We start from the raw sequence: 14,431 nt of genomic DNA, 5'->3' as shown, positions 1-14,431 counted from the left end.
GTGTCCGTCCTTGTTGTTGTTCCGGGACATGCAGGAAGCATAACCGGACCCGCCGCTGCCTGCCTCACTCCGTGGACTGGTCCTGCGGCAGCGCCAGCGAGCGCCAGTCGGTGCCATGCAGCAGCACGTCGCTGAGAGCCTGGGCGGCGGTGGACAGCTTGTGCTCGCTCAGCCGCAGCAGGCCGACCCGTCGCTGCACCTGCGGCGCGTAGAGCGGCAGGCAGCGCGCGCCGAGTTCCTGCATCTGCTGGATGCACAGGGTCGGCACGGCGCTGACACCGAGTCCCTGGGCGACCATCCGCCCGACCGTGACCAGTTGGTGGCTCTCGAACGCCACCGGCAAGCGGCCGTGCTCGGCGGCCACGCTTTCTTCCAGGAGCAGGCGCACCGCCGAGGGGCGTTGCAGGGTAATGAAGGGCTCGCCGAGCAGTTCGCGCCAACTGATCCGCTCCTGCCCGGACAGCGGCGAGCCGGTCGGCACCACGGCGACGAAGCGGTCGCTGTAGAACGGGGTGAACTCGAGGTTTTCCAGGGACTCCGGCTCGAAGGCGATGCCCAGCTCGACGCGTCGGTTGCGGACCATCTCCAGCACCTGCTCGTTGATCACGTCGTGCACCGCCACGTTGACCCGCGGGTGGCGTTCGCGAAAGGTCTTCAAGACCAGCGGCAGCAGGTTGCCGGCGAAGGAGGGCATGGCGGCGATGGAGACCTTGCCCAGTTGCAGGGTGAAGTGCTGGCGCAGCAATTCCTCGGTATTGTCCCAGTCGGCCAGCAGGCGCAGCGCCAGCGGCAGCAGGGTCTCGCCCTCGGGGGTGAGGCTGACGCTGCGGGTGGTACGTTCCAGCAGCGGACCGCCGAGGCTTTCCTCCAGGCTCTTGATCGCCAGGCTCAGGGCCGGCTGGGAGAGGTGCAGGCGTTCGCCGGCCTGGGCGAAGCTGAGGCTCTGCGCCACGGCGAGGAAGGCGCGCAACTGCTTGACGGTCATTTATTTGTTTTTCTCATCAATGGATTGGAAAAACAAACTTAACAAATCAGTCCGCAGCGGAGAAGCTCTGTGCGACCCGGCAGTCAGACTGCCGCACGCACAATCACAAGAGCCGGAAGAGGCACAGCAGCATGAGCGGACTCGACAAGCGAGTAGGCAGTTACGAAGAGGCCCTCGAAGGCCTGACCGACGGCATGACCGTCCTCGCCGGGGGCTTCGGCCTCTGCGGGATTCCCGAGAACCTGATCGCGGAAATCCGCCGGCGCGGGGTCAGGGACCTCACGGTGGTCTCGAACAACTGCGGCGTCGACGGTTTCGGCCTCGGCGTGCTGCTGGAAGACCGGCAGATCCGCAAGATGATCGCCTCCTACGTCGGCGAGAACGCCCTGTTCGAGCAACAACTGCTCAGTGGCGAGCTGGAAGTCGAACTGACCCCGCAAGGCTCGCTGGCCGAGAAGATCCGCGCCGGCGGCGCCGGCATCCCGGCCTTCTTCACCGCCACCGGCTACGGCACCCCGGTCGCCGAGGGCAAGGAGGCGCGCGAGTTCAATGGCCGCCACTACATCCTCGAGCCGGCCATCACCGGCGACTTCGCCATCGTCAAGGGCTGGAAGGCCGACCATTTCGGCAACGTCGTCTATCGCCACACCGCGCAGAACTTCAATCCGCTGGTCGCCACCGCCGGGCGCATCACGGTGGTCGAGGTGGAGGAGATCGTCGAGCCCGGCGAACTGGACCCGACGCAGATCCACACCCCCGGCATCTACGTCGACCGGATCATCCAGGGTCGCTTCGAGAAACGCATCGAGAAACGCACGCTGCGCGCCTGACGGCGGCCGCTACAACGACAAGAGGTTTCCCCAGATGGCACTTACCCGCGAACAGATGGCGCAGCGCGTGGCGCGCGAATTGAAGGACGGCTACTACGTCAACCTCGGCATCGGCATCCCGACCCTGGTGGCCAACTACGTGCCGGAGGGCATCGACGTCATGCTCCAGTCGGAGAACGGCCTGCTCGGCATGGGCGCGTTCCCCAGCGAGGCGGAAGTCGACGCCGACATGATCAACGCCGGCAAGCAGACCGTGACCGCCCGCGTCGGCGCGTCGATCTTCGACTCGGCGCAGTCCTTCGCCATGATCCGTGGCGGCCACGTCGACCTCACCGTGCTCGGTGCTTTCGAGGTGGACGTGCGCGGCAACATCGCCTCCTGGATGATCCCCGGCAAGCTGGTCAAGGGCATGGGCGGCGCCATGGACCTGGTGGCCGGCGCCGAGAACATCATCGTCACCATGACCCACGCCTCCAAGGACGGCGAGTCCAAGCTGCTGCCGTACTGCACCCTGCCGCTGACCGGTTGCGGTTGCATTCGCAAGGTGCTCACCGACCTGGCCTACCTGGAGATCGAGGACGGCGCTTTCATCCTCCGCGAGCGCGCCCCCGGGGTCAGCGTCGAGGAGATCGTGGCGAAGACCGCCGGCAAGCTGATCGTCCCCGAGCACGTGCCGGAAATGAGTTTCTGAATCGCGGCCCGCGCGGCCGGCGCCTCCACGCAAGGCGCCGGCCGCGCGGACCGTCCTTTCCAGAGGGCGTAGGATAGGAGGCTGTCGCACCGCCTACGTCCACCCGCAGCGATTCGGCCCGGCCACGGGCGAATCCAGGAGAACCATCCATGCAAGACGTCGTCATCGTCGCCGCTACCCGTACCGCCGTCGGCAGCTTCCAGGGCTCGCTGGCCGGCATTCCCGCCCCCGAGCTGGGCGCCGCGGTGATCCGCCGCCTGCTCGAACAGACCGGTCTCGATGCCGGCCAGGTCGACGAAGTGATCCTCGGCCAGGTGCTCACCGCCGGTTCCGGGCAGAATCCGGCGCGCCAGGCGGCGATCAAGGCCGGCCTGCCGGTCGGCGTGCCGGCCATGACCCTGAACAAGGTCTGCGGCTCCGGCCTCAAGGCCCTGCACCTGGGCGCCCAGGCGATTCGCTGCGGCGACGCCGAGGTGATCGTCGCCGGCGGCCAGGAGAACATGAGCCTGGCGCCCTACGTCATGCCCGGCGCCCGCACCGGCCTGCGCATGGGCCATGCGAAGCTGGTCGACAGCATGATCGAGGACGGCCTGTGGGACGCCTTCAACGACTACCACATGGGCATCACCGCCGAGAACCTGGCGGAGAAGTACGGCCTGACCCGCGAGGAGCAGGACGCCTTCGCCGCCGCTTCGCAGCAGAAGGCCATCGCCGCCATCGAGGGCGGGCGCTTCCGCGACGAGATCACGCCGATCCAGGTCCCGCAGCGCAAGGGCGAGCCGCTGAGCTTCGACACCGACGAGCAGCCGCGCGCCGGCACCACCGTCGAGGCCCTGGCCAAGCTCAAGCCGGCCTTCAGGAAGGACGGCAGCGTCACCGCCGGCAACGCCTCCAGCCTCAACGACGGCGCCGCCGCGGTATTGCTGATGAGCGCGGCCAAGGCCAAGGCCCTGGGCCTGCCGGTGCTGGCGCGGATCGCCAGCTACGCCAGCGCCGGGGTCGACCCGGCGATCATGGGCATCGGCCCGGTTTCCGCCACCCGTCGCGCGCTCGACAAGGCCGGCTGGAGCCTGGAGCAACTGGACCTGATCGAGGCCAACGAGGCCTTCGCCGCGCAGTCCCTGGCGGTGGGCCGGGAACTGGGCTGGGATGCCGCCAGGGTCAACGTCAACGGCGGCGCCATCGCCCTTGGCCACCCGATCGGCGCGTCCGGCTGCCGGGTGCTGGTGACCCTGCTGCACGAGATGATCCGTCGCGACGCGAAGAAGGGCCTCGCCACCCTGTGCATCGGCGGCGGGCAGGGCGTCGCCCTGACCCTGGCCCGCGACTGATCCATCGACCTGCCGCTCGCGGCGTGATCGCGCCATGTCCTTTCGCGGGGGCATGGCGCGCTCGTGTCCAGGGAAAGAGTGGCGGACGGCCTTGACCGTCCGACCGGCCCCGTACCGTTCCGCCCCTCGGGACGGCCGGGTGCCCAGGGAGCCGTAGCACACACAGGCGGCCCCGTAGTCGCCGAATAACAATAAAACCGAGAGAATCCGCGATGACCGCTATCCTTCCCATCCAAGAAAGCCGCTCCGCGCGCTTCGCCATGCGTTGCTCGAACTGGGCCGAGCGCTGGTTTCCCGACTCCTGGGTGTTCGCCGCCCTGGCCATCCTCATCGTCAGCCTGGCCGCGCTGGCCATGGGCGCCGGACCGACCGCCACGGCGAAAGCCTTCGGCGACGGTTTCTGGAGCCTGATCCCGTTCACCATGCAGATGGCCTTCGTGGTCATCGGCGGCTATGTGGTGGCCAGTTCAGGCCCCGCCTCGCGTCTCATCGACCTGCTCGCGCGGGTGCCGAAGAATGGCCGCTCGGCGGTCTGCTGGGTGGCGCTGGTGTCGATGCTCGCCTCGCTGCTCAACTGGGGCCTCAGCCTGGTCTTCGGCGGCCTGCTGGTACGCGCCCTGGCGCGCCGCAGCGACCTGCGCATGGACTACCGCGCCGCCGGCGCCGCGGCCTACCTCGGGCTGGGCGCGGTGTGGGCGCTGGGCCTGTCGTCGTCGGCCGCGCAGTTGCAGGCCAACCCGGCCAGCCTGCCACCGTCGATCCTGGCGATCACCGGGGTGATCCCGTTCACCGAGACCATCTTCCTCTGGCAGTCCGGGGTCATGCTGCTGGCGCTGATCCTGGTCTCGCTGGTGATCGCCTACATGACCGCGCCGAGCGCCGCCAGCGCCCGCGACGCCAAGGATTGCGGGGTCGACGTGAGCTTCACCGCTCCGGCCAGGCTGGCGCCGACCCGGCCCGGCGAGTGGCTGGAGCACAGCCCGTTGCTGATCATCCTGCTGGTACTGCTGGCCGGCGGCTGGCTGGTCCACGAGTTCTCGACCAAGCCGGCGATCCTGGCGATCTCCGGGTTGAACACCTATAACCTGCTGTTCCTGATGCTCGGCGCGTTGCTGCACTGGCGCCCGCGCAGCTTCCTCGACGCGGTGGCGCGCGCGGTGCCGACCACCACCGGGGTACTGATCCAGTTCCCGCTGTACGGCTCGATCGCGGCGATCATGACCACGGTCAACGGCAGCGACGGCGAGACCCTGGCCCACCATATCTCGACCTTCTTCGTACAGATCGCCTCCCACGACACCTACGCGCTGCTGATGGGCGTGTACTCGGCGGTGCTGGGCTTCTTCATTCCCTCCGGCGGCGGCAAGTGGATCATCGAGGCGCCGTACGTGATGCAGGTGGCCAACGAGCTGCAATACCACCTCGGCTGGGCGGTGCAGATCTACAACGCCGCCGAGGCGCTGCCGAACCTGATCAATCCGTTCTACATGCTGCCGTTGCTCGGCGTGCTGGGGCTGAAGGCGCGCGACCTGATCGGCTTCTCGTTCGTCCAGTTGCTGGTGCACATCCCGCTGGTGCTGGTGCTGCTCTGGGCCCTGGGCAGCACCCTGGCGTACATCCCGCCGGTGATGCCGTAGCGCATCGCCACCCCCGATAACTTCCTCTCCCTTCAGGGAGAAGGTTGGGGAGAGGACAGCCGCGCCGGGAAACGAGGTATCGGCGGATAACGCCTGTGGCGTTATCCGCCCTACGCAATGGGGCGGGCGAACTCCGGATGGTTCCCTCTCCCTTCAGGGAGAGGGTCTGGGGAGAGGCTGGCCGCCCCGGCTACTGCGCCACCCAGCCGCCATCCATGTTCCAGGCCGCGCCGCGCACCTGGTCGGCGGCTTCGCTGCAAAGGAACAGCGTCAGTCCGCCGAGTTGCTCGGGGGTGACGAAGGCCAGCGAGGGTTGCTTTTCCGCCAGCAGGTCGTGTTCCGCCTGTTCGGGCGAGACGCCCTCGGCGATGCGCGTGTCGATCTGCTTCTGCACCAGCGGGGTCAGCACCCAGCCGGGGCAGATGGCGTTGCAGGTCACCGGCGTGCGCGCCGTTTCCAGCGCCACACTCTTGGTCAGGCCGAGCACGCCATGCTTGGCGGCGACGTAGGCGCTCTTCCCGGCTGAGGCGACCAGGCCGTGGGTCGAGGCGACGTTGACGATCCGCCCCCAGCCGCGCGCGAGCATGCCCGGCAGGGCCAGGCGGGTGGTATGGAACACCGAGGACAGGTTGATCGCGATGATCGCGTCCCAGCGTTCCATGGGGAATTCCTGCACCGGCGCCACGTACTGGATGCCGGCGTTGTTGACGAGGATGTCGACGCCGCCGAAGGTCCGCTCGGCGAAGGCCATCAGTTCGCCGATCTGCTCCGGGCTGGAGAGGTCGGCCGGGTGGTGCTCTGCGCGCACGCCGCGGGCGCGGACCTGCGCCAGCGCCGCGTCGACCTCGCCGAAGCCGTTGAGGAGCAGGTCGGCGCCGGCCTCGGCCAGGCTCAGGGCGATGCCCAGGCCGATGCCGCTGGTGGAACCGGTGACCAGGGCGGTCTTGCCTTTCAGGGTCATGCTGTTTCTCCCGCTGGATGAAAAAAGGGCGGATCAGACCAGGCCGGTGGCGTAGAACAGCCCGATGACGAAGAACACCGCCAGGGTCTTGATCAGGGTAATACCGAAAATGTCCTTGTACGCCTCCCGATGGGTCAGGCCGGTGACCGCCAGGAGGGTGATCACCGCGCCGTTGTGCGGCAGGGTATCCATCCCGCCGCTGGCCATGGCGGCGACCCGGTGGAGGACTTCCAGGGGGATCTGCGCGGCGTTGGCGGCGGCGATGAAGGTATCGGACATCGCCGCCAGGGCGATGCTCATGCCGCCCGACGCGGAACCGGTGATGCCGGCCAGCAGGGTGACGGTGATCGCTTCGTTGACCAGCGGATTGGGAATGCTCTTGAGCGCGTCGGCCAGCACCAGGAAGCCCGGCAGCGAGGCGATCACCGCACCGAAGCCGTATTCCGAGGCGGTGTTCATCGCCGCCAGCAGCGAGCCGGCCACCGCGCTGCGGGTGCCTTCGGCGAGGCGGCTGCGGATCGCCGCGAAGCCGCTCGCCAGCACCAGCAGGATGCCCAGCAGCAGGGCCGCCTGCACTGCCCAGATCGCGGTGAGCTTGCCGACCTCGGTCTGCAACGGCGTGGCCATGCCGGCCAGTTGCAGGGTATGGACCTGGCCGTACCATTGCGGGATCCAGTGGGTGAACAGCAGGTTGGCGACCCCGACCAGCACCAGCGGCGAGAGCGCCAGCCAGGGATTCGGCAGGCGCAGGTCATCGGCGGTCTCCGGCTCGTTGCGCAGGTCGCTGCCGTAGCCTTCGCCGTTGCGCCGCGCCTTGTTCGCCTGGCGTCGCAGGTAGAGCATGCCCACGGCGAAGACGAACAGCGCGCCGAGGGTGCCGAGCCAGGGCGCGGCCCAGGCGTGGGTGCCGAAGAAGGTCGAGGGGATGATGTTCTGGATCTGCGGGGTGCCGGGCAGCGCGTCCATGGTGAAGGAAAACGCGCCGAGGGCGATGGTCGCCGGAATCAACCGCTTGGGGATGTCGCTCTGGCGGAACATCTCCGCGGCGAACGGGTAGACCGCGAACACCACCACGAACAGCGAGACGCCGCCGTAGGTGAGCAGCGCGCAGACCAGTACGATCACCAGCATCGCCTGGCGGGTGCCGAGCAGGCGGATCGCCGCCGCGACGATGGAGCGGGAGAAGCCGGCCAGCTCGATCAGCTTGCCGAACACCGCGCCAAGCAGGAAAACCGGGAAGTAGAGCTTGATGAAACCGACCATCTTCTCCATGAACACCCCGGTGAAGGTCGGCGCGACCGCGCTGGGATCGGTGAGCAGGACGGCGCCGAGGGCGGCGAGGGGGGCGAACAGGATGACGCTGTAGCCCCGGTAGGCGGCCAGCATCAGCAGGCCCAGGGCGGCAAGGGCGATGATCACGCTCATCGGGCATATCTCCACGGCGCTGCGGGGCGCGCTTCGCATGGGGAAGGCGCTCCGGGCCTGTTTCTTGTTGTCGAACGGTGCGGGCACCGGCGTGACGGCCTGGAACGGGGCAGGGCCGTCGGAAAGGCACGTTGCGATAACCGTGCCAGGCCCCAGAGTCGCGGTTTTCGCGGGCTGCGGCGAGACGAAGGGGAGCGTGGGGAATAGCGTTGTCTCAAAATGGAGACATAATCGAGCGAAAGTTCCGTGGCTATGTAGGTCTCAGTTCGTCTCTATTTAGAGATGGGTCCCGTTATCGAGACGCATGCCCAGCGCCACGATCTTCTTGTACAGGGTCGAGCGACCCAGGCCCAGGCGTTTCGCCGCTTCCACCACATTGCCGGCACTCTGCGCCAGGGCCCGTCCGATCAGGTCGCGCTCGAAGGCTTCGCGGGCCTGTTGGAAATCCCCGACCGGCCTGTCGTCCGCCGCTCGAGGCAGCTCCGGCAGCGGTTGCAGGGGGCCGAGCGCCGCGCCGAGGGCGGCGGCGTCCAGCAACGGTTGGTCGGCCAGCAGCAGCGCGCGTTCCAGCACGTTGCGCAGTTCGCGGACGTTGCCCGGCCAGGCATGCCGGGCGAGCAGCGCCAGGGCATCGCCGCCGAGTTCGTGGAGACGGCCGTGGTCGAGGCTGTCGAGGATCGACTCGCAGAGCGCCGGGAGGTCGTCCAGGCGCTGGCGCAACGGTGGGATCTCGATCGGCAGGACGTTCAGCCGGTAGTAGAGGTCAGCGCGGAAACGGCCTTCGCGCATCGCCTGCTGCAGGTCGATGGAAGTGGCGGCGACCAGGCGGATGTCGCTGCGGATCACTTCGTTGGAACCCACCGCTTCGAACTCTTTCTCCTGTAGCACGCGCAACAGCTTGCCTTGCAAGGCCAGCGGCATGTCGCCGATCTCGTCGAGGAACAACGTGCCGCCCTGGGCCACCTGCAACTTGCCTGGCCGGCCCTTGCGCTCGGCACCGGTGAAGGCCCCCGGGGCGGTACCGAAGAATTCGGCCTCCAGCAGGCTTTCCGGGATCGCCGCGGCGTTCACGCTGACGAAGGCCTTGTGCGCCCGCGGCGAAGCGCTGTGGATGGCGTGGGCGAGCAGTTCCTTGCCGGTACCGGTCTCGCCGAGCAACAGCACCGGCGCTTCGCTGGCCGCGCCACGGCGGGCGCGGCGCTTGACTTCCAGGCTGGCCGGACTGGTACCGACGAAGTGGCTGAAGCTGTACTTGGCCTGGCGCGCCTGCAATTGCGAGCGGGTCGAGGCCAGTTCGCGCTGCATGCTCAGGTAGCGGGTCACCAGCGGCGACAGCGAACGCAGTTCGTCGAGCAGGGCGAAGCCGATGGCGCCGATCACCTCGCCGGCGTCGTCGTGGATCGGCAGGCGCATCACCACCAGCGGGTCCTTCGCGCTGTCCATCATGTCCAGCAGGATCGGCTTGCCGCTGCGTACCACCTCGCGCAGCAGGCTACCGGGGATCACGCTTTCGCAGGGCCGGCCGATGGCCTGCGCCGGGTCGGCGAGGCCGAAACGTTGGGCGTAGCGCTGGTTGATCCAGACGATGCGGGCCTCGCGGTCGACGATCACCGTGCCTTCGCTGGAGCCTTCGACGATCTCGAACAGCGAACGGATCGCCTGCTGGCGTACGCGTTGGTAATCCTGGAGGCTGTCGGCGTCGTTCATCGGCGGCTCCTGCGGCGGACGGCGAAACGGCCCGCCACTGTAGCCGGGAAGCCGCTCGCGGTGAAGGCTCAGGATTCCTCGACGGCCAGCGCGGCGGCGCTTTCCCGCTGCGCCTGGGCGGCGGGCGAGCGGACCTGGAGGATCAGTAGCGCGGCGAGCCCGGCGGGAATCGCCGCAAGCATGAAGATGTTCTCCACGGATATGTGCATGCCCAGCAGCAGGCTGCCGAACAGTGGGCCGAGGATCGAACCGAAGCGGCCCACGCCCAGCGCCCAGCCGGTGCCGGTGGCGCGTACCTGGGCCGGGTAGAAGTTGCTGGCGAAGGCGTTCAGGGTCAACTGCCCGCCGATGATGCAGAAGCCGGCGGCGAAGACGAACGCCAGCAGCCAGCGCGGCTGGTCGTGGTTGAGGCCGAGGAGCAGGGTGAACAGCGCGGCGCCGGCGAGAATCGCCGCCAGCAGGCGGACCTTGCTGCGCAGGCGGTCGGCGAGCCAGGCCAGGAGCATCGCGCCGAGGGTGCCGGCGAAGAGGAACATCGAGGTCGCCAGGTTCGCCGCATTGCGTGTCAGGCCGCTTTCCTGGAGCAGCGAGGGCAGCCAGCTGACCATGAAGTAGAGCAGGATCAGGCTGACGAAGAAGGTCGCCCAGAGCAGCAGGGTCGGCCGCGCGTAACCGTGGCGGAACAGCTCCAGCACGGTCAGGCTCGCCGCCGGCTCGGCGTCGGCCTGTGCCGGCGGCGGCTGCCAGCCCGGCGCCATGCGCTCGCTGAGCTGGCGTAGGCGGGCATAGGGCGGTGCGTCGCGGAGCAGGCGCGGCAGCGACTCCGGGAGGAACAGGAGGAGGAAGGGGAACAGCAGCAACGGGGTGACGCCGCCGGCGAGGAACACCGCCTGCCAGCCGAAGCCGTCCATGAAGGCGGCGGCGACGAAACCGCCGGCGGCGCCGCCGAAGGAGAAACCGCAGGCCGCCAGGGTGACCATCAGGGTACGCAGGCGCGGTGGCGAATACTCGGCCATCAGCGCCATGGCGCTGGGCATCGCCCCGCCCATTCCGATGCCGCAGACGAAGCGCGCCAGCATCAGGCTTTCCAGGGAACCGGCGAAGACCATCAGGACGGTCAGGCTGGCGTAGATCAGCACGCAGCAGAGCAGCACCCGGCGGATGCCGAAGCGGTCCGCCAGCGGCGTCACCAGCAGCGAACCGACGGTCAGGCCGAACAGGTTGGCGCTGAACACCGGGCCGAACGCGGCCTTGTCTAGGCCCCATTCCTGGGCCAGGGTCGGCACCACGTAGCCGAGCACCTGGGCATCGTAGCCATCGGTGACCAGCAACAGGGCGAGGAGCAGCAGCAACAGCCACTGGTAGCGGGACACAGGGCGCGCGTCGAGCGCCGCGCGAAAGCTGGCGATCTGGTTGTGCATCGCAAGGTACCTGAGGTTCTTATTGGTGATGGGGCGTCCGGCGGACGCCCCCCTTTATCTTCAGGAGCGGGACTCTGCGGTCCCTCAGGCGGCCGGGGTGTCCGGCTGGTTGGCCGGATGGGCCTGGCGGAACGCCGGATGGGCGGCGGCCAGGTCGGCGACCCGGCGGATCCGTGGCCAGGCGTCCAGCGCCACGCCGAAGCGCTCGGCGGCGTAGAGCTGCGGGATCAGGTAGACGTCAGCCAGGCCCGGACGGTCGCCGAAGCACCAGCCCTGGTCGCCGATCAGTTGCTCGACGGCGGCGAGGCCCTGGCCGACCCAGTGGCCGATCCACTGCCGGACCTGCTCTTCGTCGTGGCCCCACTGGCGCAGCAGGTTGAGCACGCTGGCGTTGTGCAACGGGTGGATGTCGCAGCCGACCAGCGCCGCGACTCCGCGCTCGTGGGCGCGGCGCAGCGGATCGCTGGAGAGCAGGGCGGGGTGCGGGTAGCGCTCCTCGAGGTACTCGATGATCGCCGGCGACTGGATCAGCAGCTCGCCCTCGTCGACCTGCAGGGCCGGTACGCGGCCCTGCGGGTTGAGCGCCAGGTAGGCGGGTTGGCGGTGTTCGCCGCCGTCGCGGACCAGGTTGACCGGCAGCGACTGGTAGTCCAGCCCCTTCAGCGCCAGGGCGATGCGCACCCGGTAGGAGGAGGTGGAACGGTAGTAGGTATAGAGCTTCATCCGCGCGCCCCCGGATGGGCCGCGAGCACCTTTCCGCGACATTCGCCGAAACCGATCGAGACGTGTCCCTCGCGCTTGCAGCGGGCGCGGAGGATGACCTCGTCGCCGTCCTCGAGGAAGCGCCGGGTCTCGCCGGAGGCCAGTTGCACCGGCTGCTTGCCGCCAGCGGTGATCTCCAGCAGCGAGCCGAACTGGCCGGGCTCGGCGCCGGACAGGGTGCCGGAGCCGAACAGGTCGCCGGGCTGCAACTGGCAGCCATTGACGCTGTGGTGGGCGACCATCTGCGCCACCGTCCAGTACATGCTCAGGCTGTTGCTCAGGGTCAGGCGCTGCGGCGGCAGGCCTTTCTCGCGCAGGCCCTCGGTGAGCAGCAGGACCTCCAGCTCGATGTCGAAGGCGCCGTGGGCCTGGTCGTTGTCGTCGTAGAGATACGGCAGCGGCCGCGGGTCGCCTTCGGGGCGCGCTGGCTGGGCGCGGCGGAACGGCTCCAGGGCTTCGGCGGTGACCACCCAGGGCGAAACGCTGGTAATGAAGCTCTTCGACAGGAACGGGCCGAGCGGCTGGTATTCCCAGGCCTGGATGTCGCGCGCCGACCAGTCGTTGAGCAGACAGAAGCCGGCGATGTGCTCGGCGGCGCGGGAAACCGGGATGGCTTCGCCGAGGGCGTTGCCCTGGCCGATCCAGATGCCCAGCTCCAGTTCGTAGTCCAGACGCGCACAGGGACCGAACACCGGCTCGCTGGCGCCGGCCGGCAGGGTCTGGCCGTTGGGCCGGCGCACTTCGCTGCCGGAGACGCGCACGGTCGAGGCGCGGCCGTGGTAGCCGATGGGCACGTGCTTGTAGTTGGGCAGCAGCGGGTTGTCCGGGCGGAACAGCTTGCCGACGTTCTCGGCATGGCGGATGCCGACGTAGAAGTCGGTGTAGTCGCCGATCCTGGCCGGTAGGTGCATTTGGCACTCGGCGGCCGCATGGAGCAGCTCCGGGCGCTCCGCGGCGCCTTCGCCGAGCAGCTCCAGCAGGCGCTGGCGCAGCGCCACGCGGGCCGGCTTGCCGAGGGCGAAGAAAGCGTTCAGCGCACCGCCACGGGTGGCTTCGGCGGCTTCGCCGGCGGCACCCTCGAACAGGCCGGCGGCCAGCGCCGCGTCCAGGTCGAGGATCGAGTCGCCGATGGCCACGCCGCAACGCGGGCTCAGGCCGGCACGGCTGAAGATGCCCAGCGGCAGGTTTTGCAGGGGAAAGTCGGCATGCCCATTGGCGGAGGCGACCCAGCTACGAGTGGGGGTTGGCTGGTTCATGGGGTTATCTCCGTTGCGGGTTGAAGGTGGATACGAGCGACGCCCAGCAGGCATCGTAGTCATTCTGCAGGGCCGGTGTCTCGAGGGCGGCACGGCTCGGCCGGAGGACCTGGCTGGTCTCGAACATGAAGGCCATGGTCTGGTCGATCCTGTGCGGCTTGAGGTCGGCGGCGATGGCCTTGTCGCAGCTTTCCGCGTCCGGGCCGTGGGCGCTCATGCAACTGTGCAGCGAGGCGCCGCCGGGCACGAAGCCGCCGGCCTTGGCGTCATAGGCGCCCTGGATCAGGCCCATGAACTCGTTCATCAGGTTGCGGTGGAACCATGGCGGACGGAAGGTGTTCTCGGCCACCATCCAGCGCGGCGGGAAGATCACGAAGTCGATGTTGGCCAGGCCGTGGACGCTGGTGGGGGAGGTCAGCACGGTGAAGATCGACGGGTCCGGGTGGTCGAAGCTGACCGTGCCGATGGTGTTGAAGCGGCGCAGGTCGTACTTGTAGGGCACGTTGTTGCCGTGCCAGGCGACCACGTCCAGCGGCGAGTGGTCAAGCTCGCAGGCCCACAGCTCGCCGAGGTATTTCTGCACCAGTTGCAGCGGCTGGCGGCTGTCTTCGTAGCGCGCCACCGGGGCCAGGAAGTCGCGCGGATTGGCCAGGCCATTGCTGCCGATCGGGCCGAGGTCGGGCAGGCGCAACGGCGCGCCGTGGTTCTCGGCGATATAGCCGCGTGCCTCGCCGTCGAGCAGCTCGACGCGGAACTTCATCCCGCGCGGGATCACCGCGATCTCCAGCGGTTCGACCTGCAGCGCGCCGAGTTCGGTGCACAGGCGCAGACGGCCCAATTGCGGGACCAGCAGCAGTTCGCCGTCGGCGTCGTAGAAGCAACGCTCCATCGAGCGGTTGGCCAGGTATTGGTAGATGCTCACGCCGGCGGGCTTGTCGCCGGGCGCGTTGGCGGCCATGCGCAGCAGGCCGTCGAGGAAGTCGGTGGGCTGCTCGGGCAGTGCCAGCGGGTCCCAGCGCAGGCGGTTGGGAGTCGGCGCATCCAGTTCGGCACCGGCGATCTGTCGTTCCAGGCGGCGGAACGGCGGATGCTTGGCCGACGGCGTGATGCGGTACAGCCAGGTGCGCCGGGCCTCGCTGCGAGCCATGGTGAAGGCGGTGCCGGAGAGCAGCTCGGCGTACAGGCCGTAGGGCGCTTTCTGCGGGGAGTTCTGGCCGACCGGTAGGGCGCCGGGGAGCGCTTCGCTGCTGAATTCGTTGCCGAAGCCCGATTGATAGGCGAGGGCAGTGGAGTCGAGGTTCATCTGAGGCCTCCGGGGAGTGGGGGCAGCTTGCCGCCGATCCGCCGGGGACCTGGCACGCTGGCTGCGTTATTTTTATCGTAATTCAATTACGCATAACGTAATTTGAGTGGAAGGCAGCGTCA

General features: G+C 68.5%; 12 protein-coding genes. 4 read left to right on the top strand and 8 right to left on the bottom strand.

Annotated features, from left to right (window positions below):
- Positions 1-64: 64 nt before the first annotated feature.
- Entirely contained in the window at positions 65-985 is a 921-nt protein-coding gene (locus tag VQ067_RS15860; RefSeq protein WP_003088564.1) for a LysR family transcriptional regulator, read from the bottom strand.
- A 131-nt stretch (positions 986-1,116) separates the two neighbouring features.
- Here VQ067_RS15860 and VQ067_RS15855 point away from each other — a divergent pair, with 131 nt between their 5' ends.
- The 4 genes from VQ067_RS15855 to VQ067_RS15840 all read left to right on the top strand — a co-directional run bounded on the left by VQ067_RS15855 (position 1,117) and on the right by VQ067_RS15840 (position 5,474).
- On the top strand, positions 1,117-1,815 hold the full coding sequence (locus VQ067_RS15855) for a CoA transferase subunit A (protein WP_003088566.1): 699 nt from the start codon (positions 1,117-1,119) through the stop codon (positions 1,813-1,815).
- A gap of 34 nt (positions 1,816-1,849) precedes the next feature.
- Positions 1,850-2,506: a CoA transferase subunit B gene (locus VQ067_RS15850; RefSeq protein ID WP_003088567.1), complete on the top strand. Its 657-nt coding sequence runs from the start codon at positions 1,850-1,852 to the stop codon at positions 2,504-2,506.
- Between the two features lie 149 nt (positions 2,507-2,655).
- Positions 2,656-3,837 (top strand): acetyl-CoA C-acetyltransferase, encoded by a 1,182-nt coding sequence (locus tag VQ067_RS15845; RefSeq protein WP_003121716.1) that lies wholly within the window; start codon positions 2,656-2,658, stop codon positions 3,835-3,837.
- Positions 3,838-4,049: 212 nt separating this feature from the next.
- Positions 4,050-5,474: a short-chain fatty acid transporter gene (locus VQ067_RS15840; RefSeq protein ID WP_003088572.1), complete on the top strand. Its 1,425-nt coding sequence runs from the start codon at positions 4,050-4,052 to the stop codon at positions 5,472-5,474.
- Between the two features lie 190 nt (positions 5,475-5,664).
- Here the strand turns inward: VQ067_RS15840 and bdhA are convergent, their stop codons facing one another.
- The 7 genes from bdhA to hmgA all read right to left on the bottom strand — a co-directional run bounded on the left by bdhA (position 5,665) and on the right by hmgA (position 14,309).
- Positions 5,665-6,435: a 3-hydroxybutyrate dehydrogenase gene (gene bdhA / locus VQ067_RS15835; protein WP_033953862.1), complete on the bottom strand. Its 771-nt coding sequence runs from the start codon at positions 6,433-6,435 to the stop codon at positions 5,665-5,667.
- A 33-nt stretch (positions 6,436-6,468) separates the two neighbouring features.
- Positions 6,469-7,860 (bottom strand): GntP family permease, encoded by a 1,392-nt coding sequence (locus VQ067_RS15830; RefSeq protein WP_003088575.1) that lies wholly within the window; start codon positions 7,858-7,860, stop codon positions 6,469-6,471.
- 276 nt (positions 7,861-8,136) lie between these two features.
- Entirely contained in the window at positions 8,137-9,567 is a 1,431-nt protein-coding gene (hbcR, locus tag VQ067_RS15825; protein WP_003139728.1) for a sigma-54-dependent transcriptional regulator HbcR, read from the bottom strand.
- A 68-nt stretch (positions 9,568-9,635) separates the two neighbouring features.
- Positions 9,636-10,988: an MFS transporter gene (locus VQ067_RS15820; protein ID WP_003088580.1), complete on the bottom strand. Its 1,353-nt coding sequence runs from the start codon at positions 10,986-10,988 to the stop codon at positions 9,636-9,638.
- An 84-nt stretch (positions 10,989-11,072) separates the two neighbouring features.
- Positions 11,073-11,711, bottom strand: a complete 639-nt coding sequence (maiA, locus tag VQ067_RS15815) for a maleylacetoacetate isomerase (RefSeq protein WP_003088582.1) — start codon at positions 11,709-11,711, stop codon at positions 11,073-11,075.
- On the bottom strand, positions 11,708-13,006 hold the full coding sequence (gene fahA, locus VQ067_RS15810) for a fumarylacetoacetase (protein WP_003111363.1): 1,299 nt from the start codon (positions 13,004-13,006) through the stop codon (positions 11,708-11,710). The genes maiA and fahA overlap by 4 nt, the downstream gene beginning before the upstream one ends.
- Before the next feature lie 4 nt (positions 13,007-13,010).
- Positions 13,011-14,309 (bottom strand): homogentisate 1,2-dioxygenase, encoded by a 1,299-nt coding sequence (gene hmgA / locus VQ067_RS15805; RefSeq protein ID WP_003088587.1) that lies wholly within the window; start codon positions 14,307-14,309, stop codon positions 13,011-13,013.
- Positions 14,310-14,431 lie beyond the last annotated feature (122 nt).

The organism is Pseudomonas sp. KBN12P06040, assembly GCF_037574965.1.
GTDB classification, from domain to species: domain Bacteria; phylum Pseudomonadota; class Gammaproteobacteria; order Pseudomonadales; family Pseudomonadaceae; genus Pseudomonas; species Pseudomonas aeruginosa.
This window is presented reverse-complemented; position numbering and strand designations above follow the sequence as displayed.

Excerpts from the sequence above, each read along its gene's own strand:
- bdhA (WP_033953862.1), bottom strand. The coding sequence starts at position 6,435 with ATGACCCTGAAAGGCAAGACCGCCCTGGTCACCGGTTCCACCAGCGGC.
- hmgA (WP_003088587.1), bottom strand. The coding sequence starts at position 14,309 with ATGAACCTCGACTCCACTGCCCTCGCCTATCAATCGGGCTTCGGCAAC.
- VQ067_RS15830 (WP_003088575.1), bottom strand. The coding sequence starts at position 7,860 with ATGAGCGTGATCATCGCCCTTGCCGCCCTGGGCCTGCTGATGCTGGCC.
- VQ067_RS15850 (WP_003088567.1), top strand. The coding sequence starts at position 1,850 with ATGGCACTTACCCGCGAACAGATGGCGCAGCGCGTGGCGCGCGAATTG.
- maiA (WP_003088582.1), bottom strand. The coding sequence starts at position 11,711 with ATGAAGCTCTATACCTACTACCGTTCCACCTCCTCCTACCGGGTGCGC.
- hbcR (WP_003139728.1), bottom strand. The coding sequence starts at position 9,567 with ATGAACGACGCCGACAGCCTCCAGGATTACCAACGCGTACGCCAGCAG.
- VQ067_RS15845 (WP_003121716.1), top strand. The coding sequence starts at position 2,656 with ATGCAAGACGTCGTCATCGTCGCCGCTACCCGTACCGCCGTCGGCAGC.
- fahA (WP_003111363.1), bottom strand. The coding sequence starts at position 13,006 with ATGAACCAGCCAACCCCCACTCGTAGCTGGGTCGCCTCCGCCAATGGG.
- VQ067_RS15855 (WP_003088566.1), top strand. The coding sequence starts at position 1,117 with ATGAGCGGACTCGACAAGCGAGTAGGCAGTTACGAAGAGGCCCTCGAA.
- VQ067_RS15840 (WP_003088572.1), top strand. The coding sequence starts at position 4,050 with ATGACCGCTATCCTTCCCATCCAAGAAAGCCGCTCCGCGCGCTTCGCC.
- VQ067_RS15820 (WP_003088580.1), bottom strand. The coding sequence starts at position 10,988 with ATGCACAACCAGATCGCCAGCTTTCGCGCGGCGCTCGACGCGCGCCCT.
- VQ067_RS15860 (WP_003088564.1), bottom strand. The coding sequence starts at position 985 with ATGACCGTCAAGCAGTTGCGCGCCTTCCTCGCCGTGGCGCAGAGCCTC.